Below are 12991 nucleotides of genomic sequence, written 5' to 3'. Positions count from 1 at the left end.
TAACACAACACCTTGTTGCGATAAGGTTGACCCATGACCTCGACACCACAACGGCCCGGAGGGCGTAGCGCCAGGGTGCGCGAGGCCGTCCTGGCGGCCACCGCGGCCGAACTGTCCGAACGCGGATTTGCAGCGATGACCATCGAGGACATAGCCGCCCGTTCCGGAGTCCACAAGACCACGATCTACCGGCGATGGAGCACGCTGTCCCAACTGGTGGCCGACGCGGCCGTCGAGGTATCGGCAACCACCGTCCCCATCCCGGATACCGGTTCCATCGAATCCGACCTGCGCGAGATGGCCAGATCGATAGTCGCACTGGTGACAAGCGAGTCGGGCGGCGCGTTGGTGGCTGCACTGTTCTCGGACGCGGTTCGTACGCCAGAAGTGGCAAGACTCAAGCGCGAGTTCTATTCCGCACGTTACGAACTGGCCGACATCGTGGTCCGCCGAGCAGTCGAACGCGGGGAAATCTCCGAGAAGGTCTCAGCTGCTGATCTTCTGGCGGCCGTCGCCGCGCCCATCTACTATCGCCTGTTGGTCGCCGATCTACCTGTCGATCAGTCGGTTGCCGATCGCGCTGCTGCCGGCGCGCTCGCTGCGGCGCACGCCGGAGCACTCGATCAGACCGAATGAGCCAGTGAATTCAGCGCTTCCACGATTGCCTCGTTGAATCCACCCCCGCCATGCCCGGCGTCGTCGAGCACCACCAACTCACTGCCCGGCCAACGCTGGTGGATCGCCCAGGCAGTGTCGAGTGGTCCGGAAATGTCATACCGGCCGTGCACGAGAATCGCGGGAATCTCGGCGAGACGGTCCATTCCGTCCAGGATCTGATTCGGCGCGAGGAAGCAATCGTTGGCCCAGTAGTGCGTGACCAGCCTGGTCATCACCCGACGGAAGTCCGGATTCTGGTATCGAACACTCGGAGTCCACCCCGGCATCAGCGACACATGTACGTCTTCCCAGCGGCACCACTGCAGCGCAGCATTTTCCCGCACAACAGGATCCGGATCGGCGAGCAGTCGCGCGTATGCCGCCGGGAGATTCCCGTCACGCTCTTCCACCGGCAGCGGCGCGACGAACTCTTCCCATTCACGCGGAAATATCCTGCCCATGGCACGGGTGATCCATTCGATTTCCACTCTCGTCCCGCCGGTGATCGCGCCCAAAGCCATCGCGATCACCCGCTCGGGAAACGCTTGGGCGTACACCAGACCCAAACTGACGCCCCAAGAAAGGCCGGAAACGATCCATCGTTCGATACCGAGATGTTCACGAAGACGCTCGATGTCGTCGAGGATGTGCGCCGTCGTGTTCACGGTGAGATCGACGTCCGGGCTACTCGCGAGAGGAAGGCTGCGCCCACAGCCTCGTTGATCGAACAGAACTGCGCGAAAGGTTTCGGGATCGAAAAAACGCCTGGCGCCGACAGTGCATCCCGCACCGGGACCGCCGTGGAGATAGAGAACCGGGACACCGGCCGGGTTACCGACGGTCTCCCAGTAGAGGCTCTGACCATCGGGCACTTCCAACAGTCCCGACTCGTACGGTTCGACGGGCGGGTACAGGACAGCGCTCATGGGCGGTAATTCTTCCATCAACCGACGTGTCCGGTAAGCAGCACGCGTCCGGGCTATGGCCTAGCGTGGACAGGACACCTCTGCGACGGGAGTACACCAGATGCGTGATGGGTTCAGGTTGCCGGGGTACGGCGGCGCCGCGGTATTCCTTCGCAGTCATGCGGTACCCGCCGCTGTCTTCGAATCCGACGTACCCACACTCGTTTTCGACGTAGGCCTGCTCAGCCCCGATCGGTTCAATCAGTATCTCAGCAGACACACCGACGAAGGATTTGTCGAACGGCTGGCGGCGTTCTTCTTTCACGCGGCCGCAGACTTTCATCCCGAGAAATCGCTTCCGGCGTTCACCGACGAACGACTCGGGCTGATGATCTCGGTCTGTTCCAGCACCGATCGAGAGGTGGAACTCGACTTCTCACTCGCCGAGGATCCCGAATCGGAGGACACCGAACGCGACGAGATGACCTTCGAGACAAGCCGAGTCGTCCTCGCGACCTCGGCTCAAACGGTTTCTCGACTCACCGGTGGAGTAACCACCCACTTCGACGGAGAGTGGTGACGACATGGGATTCCTCTTCGAGGTTCTCGATTTTCCCGACGGCAGTCGGATGACCGACCTGTGGAACAACACGTGGGCCGAGCCGGCAACCGGAGAGGAGATCGCGTCCGGCCACTTCATTCACCTCGGAGACGATCAGCACGTCGACGTGGAGACAGATTTTCTCAGTAGCCACCTCCCCTTCAACGTGGCAGGCTTCGGCGGAGTCTTTCCCGACGGCAAACCCTGGATGTTCGTCATGCAGAAGGCACCGGCCGACCTCGCGACCAGGCTGCGCGGTGAGGACGATCCACACTCGCTTCTGCGCGGATCACTCGACCGCGCCATGTCTTTCAATCCCGATGCACTGGTGGCCGAGGAATTGTCCTGGAGGCATGACGATCTGGTGAAGGTGTACGAGGAAGAGGGGATCCCAGCAGCATCCATCGCCGGCTGGTCGGCCGCGGACCTCCTGCGCGGCCTCTTGGCGCAGTGTTGTAATGCCGAACTTGCCGCCGTCGTCGCCGGATACCCCGAATGTGCCTACCCCGAATCGGCGCATGCGTGCGAAGCAGACGTGTTCTCCGACGTGTTCGCCGGTTGGGTCAGCGGACTGCGGTGATGTGACGGAGGAGACCCCACCCTCTCAATATTTCGGAGTAGACTCATTTATGAGCGTGATCCGAAATGAGACGAGGTGAGCGGGACGACGAAATCGAACCGAGAGTTGGGTCGTCGTGAACGCAACAAACTCGAGAAGCAGACACGCATCTTCGACGCCGCGGCCGAACTGTTCGCGGAAAAGGGCTACAGCGCAGTCACAACTCAAGAAATTGCCGATCGCGCCGATGTAGCCGGTGGCACCCTCTTTCGTTACGCCGCAAGCAAAGCCGAGCTACTGCTCATGGTGTACAACGCGGAGTACCGCAAGCAAATCGAACTGGGAGAAGAGCGTGAGGCCAAATCGACGGGCACAGAAGATCGTGTGCTCGAGCTGGTTTCACCCCTGCTGATCGCGAGTCGCCGAAACGACGAGAACACCGGCATCTACCAACGCGAAGTGTTGTTCGGCGAGCCCAGCGAGTGTTTCCGGGCCGAAGGTCTGGAACTCTCGCAGCGCCTGCAAACGCGGATTGCGCAAATCTTGCTCGAGGGGCACCCCAACCACACCACCCGAACCATCACTGCAGCGCGAACGATTTCCAACGTGCTGCACTTCGAAATAGCCCGCGCGGCATTGGACCGGATCACGGCTGACGAACTCACGAACATCGTTGCCGCACAAGTTCGATTGACGCTTGCCGGACTACCCACCGAAAAGGATTGAGGATCGAAAATGACTGAACTGAAGCAGATCACCGTTCTGGGTACCGGAGTTCTCGGCTCGCAGATCGTCTATCAGACCGTCTATCACGGATTCGACGTCGTCGCGTACGACATCAACGCCGAGGTCATCGAAAAGGCCAAGGCTCGGTTCGACTCGTTGGCCGCGGCCTACAAGGCCGAAAACGTCGAGGGCGCCAAGGAAGGCAAGGCCGACGAAGCGCTACAACGTATTACGTACTCGTACGATCTCGCCGAAGCCGTGACCAAGGCCGATCTTGTCATCGAGGCAATTCCCGAGGACATCGCCATCAAGCGCGACACCTACGAGAAGCTCGCCGCAGTAGCTCCGGAGCACACGGTGTTCGCAACCAACTCCTCGACGCTTCTGCCGAGCGACCTCAAGGAGTTCACCGGCCGCCCCGAGAAGTTCCTCGCACTGCACTTCGCAAATCACGTGTGGGTCAACAACACTGCCGAGGTCATGGGCACCGAGTCCACCGACCCCGCCGTGTACCGCGAGGTCGTCGAATTCGCGAAGAACATCGGCATGGTGCCGATCGAACTCAAGAAGGAGAAGGCGGGCTACGTACTCAACTCGCTCCTGGTCCCGCTCCTCAATGCAGCATCCGACCTGCTGATCGACGGCATCGCCGATCCCGACATGGTCGACAAGACGTGGCGTATCGGCACCGGAGCCCCGTTCGGCCCCTTCCAGATCATGGATGTCGTCGGGTTGACCACTGTCTACAACATCTCCTCCCAGGGCGGCGAGAAGCAGCGCGCGTTCGCCGACTACATCAAGAAGAACTACATCGACGAAGGCAAGCTCGGCGTCGCTGTCGGCGAGGGCTTCTACAACTACAAAGGCTGATCAACTGCAGGGCTGATCAACCAACAGGCTCACCGCGCGGTGGCTACGACGTGAATTCACGTGGTAGCCACCGCGCGGACGTCTGTTGTCAGTAAGTCCGAAACCACCCTGAGCGATTGTGACGCAAGCTTCTTCACGTGCGAACCCATCCTCAGGAGAGATCCCCACATGCGTCGTTCCGCCATCTCGGCACTCACAACACTGGTACTGCTCGGCGCCGGAACACTGGTCAGCACAGCCGCTGTCGCCGCTCCCCTCGCGTGTGACGGAATCTCCACCGGTTCGTTCTCAGGCTCCGCCGGCGGCTCGGAGTACCTGTGCGCCAAAGAAGGTGACCTTCTGGACGTGCGCATCGGCGACGTTCATGCGACGCAGCCTTCCCTCGGCTACGACGAGGTGTACTACAAGCTCGGGCGATACACGCTCGGAAAAGACACGATCAACAAGAAGTTCGACGACTGGTGCGAGGCGAACGGCCAGATCCAGGCTGCGACCGCTACTCCCGCCTCGACGCTGAAGGACCCGTCGTCCTTCACCTGCCAGATTCCAGTGGGTCAGGAAACCGCCGAGAGCATCGCGCCCATGAAGACCGTGGTCGTCGGACCCCGCGGCGATCTCTACCTGACCGACGGTCACCACACCCTCACGTCCTTCATCGAGACGGCCGACGGAGGCCCCGACCTGCACGTGCGACTGCGGGTTCTCGGCAACCTCAGCGGCCTGAGTGAAGGCGCCTTCTGGACCGAGATGGAAAAGAACAAGTGGGTCTGGTCGCGTGACGTGGACGGAAACCAGGTACCGGTCCAGTCCCTGCCGAAGAGCGTCGGCCTGGCCAACTTCGCCGACGACAAGTACCGCAGCCTGATGTACTTCTCCCGCGACATCGGATTCGCCGCCGGTACGATCCCGTTCCAGGAGTTCTACTGGGGTGCGTGGGTCCGCGACGCCGCGCCCGTCGACCTCACCAACTGGAATCGCGACGACCTCTCCAGCTACCTGGCCACCGTGAAGTCGGTGACCAAAGCACAGACCGCGTTGGCGGGCGATGCCGTCGTCGACAGCGGGTTCACGGCTACCGATCTCGGAGTCCTGCCGGCCTGGAACGACGGCAAAGCGGAGTCAAAGGGCGAGTTCGGAAAGCTGTCGAAGCCGTACACAGACGACAAGCCGGGCAAGATCGCCTACGCACTTGCCTACAAAGCAACCCTCTGACCTGCTCGGATCCAAGTCACACCCAGCAAACTTGACTAAGGTAAGCCTCTACTCAGTAGTCTGATCCCATTCGGGTGCCGCTTCATCGAAGCAGCGACGCCCTGCCCTGACGGAAACCATGCCGTCGTATCTGCCCGGTCGATCAATCTCCGGGCAACCAGGACAGGGAGAAGGTTGCTGCAGTGAGCACGTCCATCGTCGGTTTGTACGACCCCGCAGATGACAAGAGCAGTTGCGGGGTCGGGTTCATCACGCGCAAGGACGGCGTGCAGACCCACGATGTCCTGATCAAGGGCAGCGAAGCGCTCTGCTCGGTTCCGCACCGCGGCGGTATGTCCTCCGAGGGCGTCGGCGACGGCGGCGGCGTCTCGGTGGACCTCTCCCTCCGGTTCTTCCGCAAGGTAACCGGGCGCCCCGACCTTCGCGCCGGACGCTTCTGCGTCGGCAACTTCTTCCTTCCGGACGACGACGCCCAGCATGCACGCGCTGCCGCCCTGGTCGAACGTGAACTTCTCGATCGCGGTTTCACCACTCTCGCAGTGCGCGACGTCCCGGTCGACAACTCGGCGATTCGGCCGGCCGCGATCGCGCATCAACTTCCGGTCAGGCAGTGGATTTTCGAGGTCCCCACTCCGCGTCCCGAGCCTGCGGTAGTCGATCGCCTCGTGCACGAGGCCCTGCTCGCCATCGAGGCAATCGCGTACAACACGCCTGCACTACGCGGTTTGTACCCACTGTCCCTCAGCGCGAGGACTCAGGTTCTCAAGGGCCGCTTGAACTCCGACGAAGTGATCCCGTACTTCCGCGACCTGGTCGACCCCGATCACGCTGTCCACACGATGTACTTCCACACGCGATTCTCGACCAACACGGACCCGCATCCCACGATGGCGCAGCCGTTCCGATTCATGGCTCACAACGGAGAACTGAACACCGACAAGAAGAATCGGCTCTCCGAAGCAGCGGTGGCAAGCGCAAAACGACGTGCGATCGTCCGTCCGCCCGGTCAGTCCGACAGTTGCCGACTCGATCAGACTCTGGAAGCACGCGTCATCGAGGACAGCGTCGATTTGGTGACAGCTGTGGTCTCGATGATGCCCCCTGCCTGGGAAAACGACACCACTCTCTCCCCCGCAGTGCGTGCGATGTTCGAGTACTTCTCGCTGTACGAGGAGAAGAACGACGGACCGGCAGCGCTGGTGTTCGGCGACGGCACCATCATCGGCGCCCGACTGGACCGCCTCGGCCTGCGTCCACTTCGCACGATCGAGACACACGACTACGTGTGCGCATTCTCCGAAGCCGGACAGATCGCGTTCGCACCCGAGACGGTGATTCACCGTGGACGCGTCGAGGCCGGCGGAATGCTGTACTTCGATCATCGCGATCGCCATACCTACACTGCCCGTGAAGCTCTGGAAAAGATCGCCGCACAGCGTGACTACCAGTCTCTGCTGGAGCAGTCCCGAATCCTGATCGAAGACATCCCCGCTGTACCTGCGGAGAAGGTCAGCTCACCGACGCGCTACAACGGAATGTTCGAGGTTCATCAGCGCTACATGGCGTACTCCCTGGATCAGGAGAGTTTCAAATTCCTGATGGATCCGATGCTCACGCACGGAGCCGAGAAGGTATCGGCCATGGGTTACGGCAACGCCATCAACGCGTTTTCCGATCGTGAAGGCGGTGTGGCACGCTACTTCTCGCAGCGATTCGCGCAGGTCACCAACCCTCCGCTGGACAGCATCCGGGAAGCGGATGGCATGACCCTCCGGGTTGCGTTGGGCGCGAAGATGACCGCCGGACAGGGCAAGCAGATCGTCATCTCGTCGCCGATCCTCGGGCATCTGGACATGCTCAAGATCCGCGAACAGAAGCACACCCCGCATCGCCGATTCGAAATGCTCTACCCCGCCGCGGGTGACGCGCAGGCGATGGTTGACGCGATGACCGCGCTCGGCGACGCGGTTGTCGCCTTCGCGGCCGAACAGGGCGGAATCGCAGTCCTGACCGACCGGCACGTATCTCATGAGCGCGCAACGCTTCCCGCGATCATGGTCGTCGGAGCACTGAACCAACGCCTCATCGACGCAGGCCTGCGATTGCGTGTCTCTCTCATCGTGGAGAGTGGCCAGATCGAGTCCTCGCACCACGTTGCCGCTGCGCTCGGATTCGGTGCTTCCGCTGTCTACCCCTTGTCCGTTCAGTTGCGAGCCGAGGAGAAGTTCGCTGCCGACCCGGATGCCGCCTTCCGACGCTTCGCGAAGGCTGCCGAGAAGTCCCTCATGAAGACGATGGGACGCGTCGGCCTGTGCACCGTCGAGAGCTACATCGGCGGAGAATTCTTCGAACCCAACTTCCTCGATACGTCCGACCCTGTTCTGCGCCAGTGGTTCCCCAACATGAAGTCACCGGTGGGTGGCGTCGGTTTCGACACCGTCGCGGTGACCTCGAAGCAGTGGCACGAGCGTGCAAGTGAAGTCGAGGGTGAAAAGGACCTGCCACTGCTCGGCCTGTTCAAGGAGCGCGCAGACGGCGCGGGGCATTCGTTCGGTACCACCGCAGTCCGCAAGTACGTCGAACTCACCGAAGAGAAGATCGCGTTCGACAGTCCCTCAGGTACCGAACAATTCGATGCTCTACGCCTGCTTCCGCTCGGGCGACTCGACGATGCATTCCGCCTCGATGCCGGGGCCTACCGGGCAACGAGTTTCGACCGGTTGACCACCGAACAGATCGACGACTTCGACATCACTGCCGGGTACCGTGATTTTTCGACTGTGATGGCCGCGGAACGATCGCGTCGGCCCGCAGCGTTGCGCGACGTCATCTCTGTTCCCGGCGACGTCACGTTTGCGGTCACGACAGCCGAGTTCGCCGAGCAGATCAGCCGATTCTCGGTGCACGGCAACACAACGATCGTGATGCGCGGAGTCCAGTGTGAATCCGCCGCAGACGACCGGTACACGCTTAGCCTGGACGGTCCACTGGCCGGTGACAGCGCGCGAGCAAAAGCGCTCGGCGACGCTCTCTGCGCCACCTTTGCCGCCGATATCACCATTGAAGCCATCACACGTGATCTTGCGCTGAGGGCAACCGGCATCGGGGCAGAGTTCCTGTCCAAGCTGAGGGTCGCACCGGCAGGTGTTCCTCTCTCCGAGGTACAGAGCGCCAGCGACATCACCCCGAAGTTGGCGTCGGGTGCCATGAGTCATGGCGCACTGAACGCTCCGGCGCACGAAGCCGTCGCACACGGCACGAACATGGTCGGCGCGATGTCCAACAGCGGCGAAGGCGGCGAACACCTTTCGCGCTACAACACGATTCGTGCGTCGCGCATCAAGCAGTTTGCATCCGGACGCTTCGGAATCTGGGCGGGATACCTCGCCGACCCGATGCTCGAAGAGATCGAGATCAAACTCGGCCAGGGCGCAAAACCCGGTGAGGGCGGGCAGCTTCCGGCCGCCAAGGTCACCGTCGACATTGCTGCTGCCCGCGGCGGAACGCCCGGCGTCGAACTGGTATCGCCGCCGCCGCACCACGACACCTACTCCATCGAGGACCTCGCTCAGCTCATCCACGACTGCAAGGCAGCGCGCATCCGGGTGATCGTGAAGTTGGTGTCCTCGGAAGGAATCGGCACCATCGCCGTCGGTGTCGCCAAGGCCGGCGCCGACGTCATCAACGTCGCCGGAAACACCGGTGGCACCGGCGCCGCTTCGGTGACCAGCCTCAAGTACGCGGGTCGTGCGGCCGAGGTCGGTATCGCGGAGGTCCATCAAGCTTTGTGTGCCAACGGGCTTCGCCAGAAAGTCGTTCTGCGATGCTCGGGCGCGCATCAGACCGGCAGCGACATCATCACTTCCGCGCTACTGGGCGCAGACAGCTTCGAGTTCGGTACGTCTGCGCTGATGATGATGGGCTGCGTCATGGCCAAGAACTGCAACATCAAGTGTCCGGCCGGTCTGACCACCAACCCGGAACTGTTCGACGGCGATCCCCGCGCCATGGCGCAGTACCTTCTCAACATCGCTCACGAAACTCGGGAACTGCTCGCGAATCTGGGAATGCGATCCCTTCAGGAAGCGCGGGGTCGAACTGATCTCCTGCATCTGCTCGATCACCCGTCCATCGTCGGCAATCTGAAACTGGACGCGATGTTCGAGTCCGCCCCGAACATCACCGTCGACAATCCCGTGTACCTCGAGCGTGAGTACGCGCTCGACGAGAAGATCATGGACGAGGTTCGCACGGTGCTCTTCAACCGTGGCGAGGCCTCGGTCGCCGTGTCCGGACCTGAATTCGCCGAAGGTGCACTGCACCTGGGTAACCGGAACAAGAGCGTCGGTGGGCAGTTGGCGATCGACCTCGAACGCGAACTCAACTACGGAGCGGCCGGCCTTCTCGCTCCGGGGGTACTGACTGACGAGCGTGGGCGACGATATCTGGCTCCGGGCAGCGTGCGCGTCCTGACGACCGGATCTGCTGGCCTGTCGTTCGGCGCATTCTGCAACGACGGCATGCACCTGGAACACACCGGGACATGTAACGACGGTGTGGGAAAGAGCATGAGCGGCGGCGTGATTGCCGTGCGCAGCCCAGGCGGCGGCTCCAGTGACGCCGGCGGAAACGTGTTGATCGGCAACTTCGCGCTCTTCGGCGCCACCGGCGGACGAGTGTTCGTCGAAGGTGAAGCAGGCGATCGCTTTGCAGTTCGCAACTCCGGCGCCAGTGCTGTCGTCGAAGGTGTCGGCGACTTCGCCGGCGAGTACATGACCAACGGTGCTGTCGTGAATCTCGGCGAGTTCGGCAAGGGTGTCGGCAACGGCATGAGCGGCGGGTTCTTCTACCAGTACGACCCTCGCGGCGAACTGGCACTGCGAGCAAGTACCGATTCCGTACTGCTCGGTTCGATCACCGCTGCGACCGATCCTCTAGCCGCCGTCCACAACCACGCGGTACAACTCCTGCTCGAACTGCATGTGGAAGCAACGGGATCCGCACTCGGAACCCGACTGCTCGAGAACTGGGAAGTCGAACAGCACTCGTTCGTCTACGCCATGCCCAAGGCATTGATGCTTTACCAGGACAGCGATGCAATCCTGGCTGCGAAGTCGCACAAAGAGCTTCTCGAAGAATTGGCGTCCGCCATCGCAGCACGTCAGGTCCGCACGTTCAAACTCGCAGTGCGCGACGGGCGCCCCGCACTGAACGGAGCAGTCCCTGCCTACGGCGAGACCGATACCTCGACGATGTATGCGTTGCTCAGTGCGTACACCGTGCTTCACTTCGCACAACAACTCGCCGCCGCCCGCACGCCGGGTGCGTCCGGACCCGACGATCCAGCAGTGCAGAAGGCGGCCCGAAACCTGGTGCTGACCGAGGACTTCGCCCTCGTCCAGCACTTGGTCAAGTACTCGAAAGAGATTCTGGCCGGCTACGGCGACGAACAGTTGGCTGCGCTGATTGCAGCCAAGCGGGTCGACGACTACAAACAGGCGCTGAGCCTGCGCAACGTGTTGGCCATGGACAGCCCGGCGACGTACGGCTGGATTCTGTTTCAAGACAACAAGAATCGGGACAAGCTCGGATCACTGCCGAACTTCGACGAACTGTTCGCTTCGCGCACGATCCCCGACCTCGTGTCCTGACCTCCTCCCCCGAACGTAGGTGAGCTTCAAAATGGAAATCCCGTACATCCCCGAATACGCACCGTTCAACGGCGACCAACGCGCGTGGCTTTCCGGATTCCTGGCCGGTCTACACTCACGAACTGTCATGCCCGGCCAAACCGGTGCTGCAACAGCGACAGTGGAGAGAACTGCCGGCGCAGCAGTGCACATCCTCTACGGAAGCCAGACCGGCAACGCGGAGTCCGTGGCCGAAGACGCGGCCGCAGCTGCTCGTGCCCACGGTCTCGAACCACTTGTCGCGGGTCTGGACACCGTGGATATCAATGCACTTTCCGCCATGCGCCGGGTGCTCGTCATCACCTCCACCTACGGCGAGGGCGAGATGCCTGACAACGCGCAGCTGTTCTGGGATGCAGTCGAATCCGAGAGTGCGCCCCGGCTGGAGGGTCTCTACTTCGGAGTACTCGCACTCGGTGACACCAGCTACGACGGCTACTGCCAGTCGGGAAAGAACATCGACGCCCGATTCGAAGCACTCGGCGGGTCCCGGGTTGTCGACCGCACCGATTGCGACGTCGACTACGAGGATCCGGCGGCCGAGTGGATCGTTCGGGCGGTCGCTGCGGTAGCCGGTGTCGACGGTGATGCGGGGGCCGCTGCCTCGCCGGTTGCGTCCACTCCGACGAAGACCAAGTCCCAGTGGACTCGCAAGAACCCTTATCCTGCAACCGTCCTCGCCAACCGACTGTTGTCCGGCGAGGACTCCGCCAAGGAAGTCCGCCACTTCACCTTTGCGCTCGGCGAGGACGGTCTGGACTACGAGGCCGGAGATGGATTGGGCATCCGCCCGATCAACGACCCCGCTCTGGTCGAGGCGATCATCCTTCAGCTCGGTGCGAGCAGTGACTACGTCGTCACCGCGAAAGACGGCTCGTCCGCACCGTTGGACCAGGTGTTGACCAGCGACTACGAGATCTCGATTCCCTCGCGCGATTTGATCGAAGACATCGCCCGACGCAGCGGCGACGCCGAACTGCAGCACATTCTCGACACGGAAGATCGGGAAGCGCTCGATGCGTGGCTGTGGGGCAAGGACGTTCTCGATCTCCTGCAGTTGGACAACAGCATTCGATTGAATCCCGAAGATCTGCTTGCACTTCTGCGCCCGCTGCAACATCGGGTCTATTCGATCTCCTCCAGCCCGCTGGCCCACGACGGCACCGTGCATCTGACGGTAGCGAGTGTGCGCTACCGCTCGGGCGAGCGGGACCGCGGCGGCGTCTGCTCGACGTACCTGGCGGACCGCGTCGGCGAGGGAGATCGGGTCGGAGTTTTTGTCTCCAAGAACAATTCGTTCCGCCTACCTGCCGATGACACTGCTCCCGTCGTGATGATCGGACCCGGCACCGGTATCGCACCCTTCCGTGCTTTCCTGCACGAGCGTCGCGCACGCAACGCGTCGGGGCAGAATTGGCTTTTCTTCGGCGATCAGCATCAGTCGAGTGACTTCATCTACGAGGACGAGTTGAACCGTCTGACCCGTGACGGTGTCCTGACGCGTCTCGATCTGGCATTCTCGCGTGATCAGTCCGAGAAGGTCTACGTCCAGACTCGTATGCGCGAGCATGGCCGAGACTTGTTCGACTGGCTCGAAAACGGTGCGCACGTGTACGTCTGCGGCGACGCGACCCGGATGGCAAAGGACGTCGACGACGCGTTGCACGAGGTGGTCGCCGAGCACGGTGGGTTGGATGCGGACGCCGCCGAGGATTACGTCAACAACCTCAAACGATCGAAGCGGTATCTACGGGATGTCTACTGAGATGTG

At 62.0% G+C, this 12991-nt stretch carries 9 protein-coding genes; 8 read left to right on the top strand and 1 reads right to left on the bottom strand.

The annotated features are described in order from the left end of the window. Nucleotides 1–33: 33 nt before the first annotated feature. The gene (locus AC2ETI_RS24485; RefSeq protein WP_020971207.1) at nucleotides 34–636 is read left to right on the top strand and encodes a TetR/AcrR family transcriptional regulator; all 603 of its coding nucleotides are present in this window, start codon (nucleotides 34–36) and stop codon (nucleotides 634–636) included. Here the strand turns inward: AC2ETI_RS24485 and pip are convergent. Continuing rightward, a complete protein-coding gene (gene pip / locus AC2ETI_RS24480; protein WP_069145367.1) occupies nucleotides 624–1583 on the bottom strand; it encodes a prolyl aminopeptidase in 960 nt (319 codons plus the stop codon). The two genes, AC2ETI_RS24485 and pip, sit on opposite strands and share 13 nt — an antisense overlap. A 100-nt stretch (nucleotides 1584–1683) precedes the next feature. On the opposite strand from pip, the gene AC2ETI_RS24475 reads away from it, so the two are divergent. The 7 genes from AC2ETI_RS24475 (at nucleotide 1684) to AC2ETI_RS24445 (ending at nucleotide 12985) form a co-directional block, all read left to right on the top strand. Then, a complete protein-coding gene (locus AC2ETI_RS24475) occupies nucleotides 1684–2142 on the top strand; it encodes a hypothetical protein (RefSeq protein ID WP_019745870.1) in 459 nt (152 codons plus the stop codon). A 4-nt stretch (nucleotides 2143–2146) separates the two neighbouring features. Further along, entirely contained in the window at nucleotides 2147–2743 is a 597-nt protein-coding gene (locus AC2ETI_RS24470) for a hypothetical protein (protein ID WP_020909569.1), read from the top strand. A gap of 75 nt (nucleotides 2744–2818) precedes the next feature. Next, nucleotides 2819–3448 (top strand): TetR/AcrR family transcriptional regulator, encoded by a 630-nt coding sequence (locus tag AC2ETI_RS24465; protein WP_483634522.1) that lies wholly within the window; start codon nucleotides 2819–2821, stop codon nucleotides 3446–3448. A 9-nt stretch (nucleotides 3449–3457) separates the two neighbouring features. Beyond that, entirely contained in the window at nucleotides 3458–4318 is an 861-nt protein-coding gene (locus AC2ETI_RS24460) for a 3-hydroxyacyl-CoA dehydrogenase (RefSeq protein ID WP_483634521.1), read from the top strand. A gap of 168 nt (nucleotides 4319–4486) precedes the next feature. Then, nucleotides 4487–5530 carry a ParB/Srx family N-terminal domain-containing protein gene (locus tag AC2ETI_RS24455; protein ID WP_283307890.1) on the top strand — a complete coding sequence of 348 codons (1044 nt, stop codon included), beginning with the start codon at nucleotides 4487–4489 and terminating at the stop codon, nucleotides 5528–5530. 182 nt (nucleotides 5531–5712) lie between these two features. After that, the gene (locus AC2ETI_RS24450) at nucleotides 5713–11181 is read left to right on the top strand and encodes a glutamate synthase-related protein (RefSeq protein ID WP_483634520.1); all 5469 of its coding nucleotides are present in this window, start codon (nucleotides 5713–5715) and stop codon (nucleotides 11179–11181) included. A 31-nt stretch (nucleotides 11182–11212) separates the two neighbouring features. Further along, on the top strand, nucleotides 11213–12985 hold the full coding sequence (locus tag AC2ETI_RS24445; RefSeq protein WP_483634519.1) for a sulfite reductase subunit alpha: 1773 nt from the start codon (nucleotides 11213–11215) through the stop codon (nucleotides 12983–12985). Nucleotides 12986–12991 lie beyond the last annotated feature (6 nt).

Source organism: Rhodococcus sp. MurmanLake-1, from assembly GCF_056945715.1.
The sequence above is the reverse complement of the archived record's forward strand: the minus strand, read 5'-3'. Positions and strand labels throughout refer to the sequence as shown.

Excerpts from the sequence above, each read along its gene's own strand:
- AC2ETI_RS24455 (WP_283307890.1), top strand. The coding sequence starts at position 4,487 with ATGCGTCGTTCCGCCATCTCGGCACTCACAACACTGGTACTGCTCGGC.
- pip (WP_069145367.1), bottom strand. The coding sequence starts at position 1,583 with ATGAGCGCTGTCCTGTACCCGCCCGTCGAACCGTACGAGTCGGGACTG.
- AC2ETI_RS24470 (WP_020909569.1), top strand. The coding sequence starts at position 2,147 with ATGGGATTCCTCTTCGAGGTTCTCGATTTTCCCGACGGCAGTCGGATG.
- AC2ETI_RS24460 (WP_483634521.1), top strand. The coding sequence starts at position 3,458 with ATGACTGAACTGAAGCAGATCACCGTTCTGGGTACCGGAGTTCTCGGC.
- AC2ETI_RS24485 (WP_020971207.1), top strand. The coding sequence starts at position 34 with ATGACCTCGACACCACAACGGCCCGGAGGGCGTAGCGCCAGGGTGCGC.
- AC2ETI_RS24475 (WP_019745870.1), top strand. The coding sequence starts at position 1,684 with ATGCGTGATGGGTTCAGGTTGCCGGGGTACGGCGGCGCCGCGGTATTC.
- AC2ETI_RS24445 (WP_483634519.1), top strand. The coding sequence starts at position 11,213 with ATGGAAATCCCGTACATCCCCGAATACGCACCGTTCAACGGCGACCAA.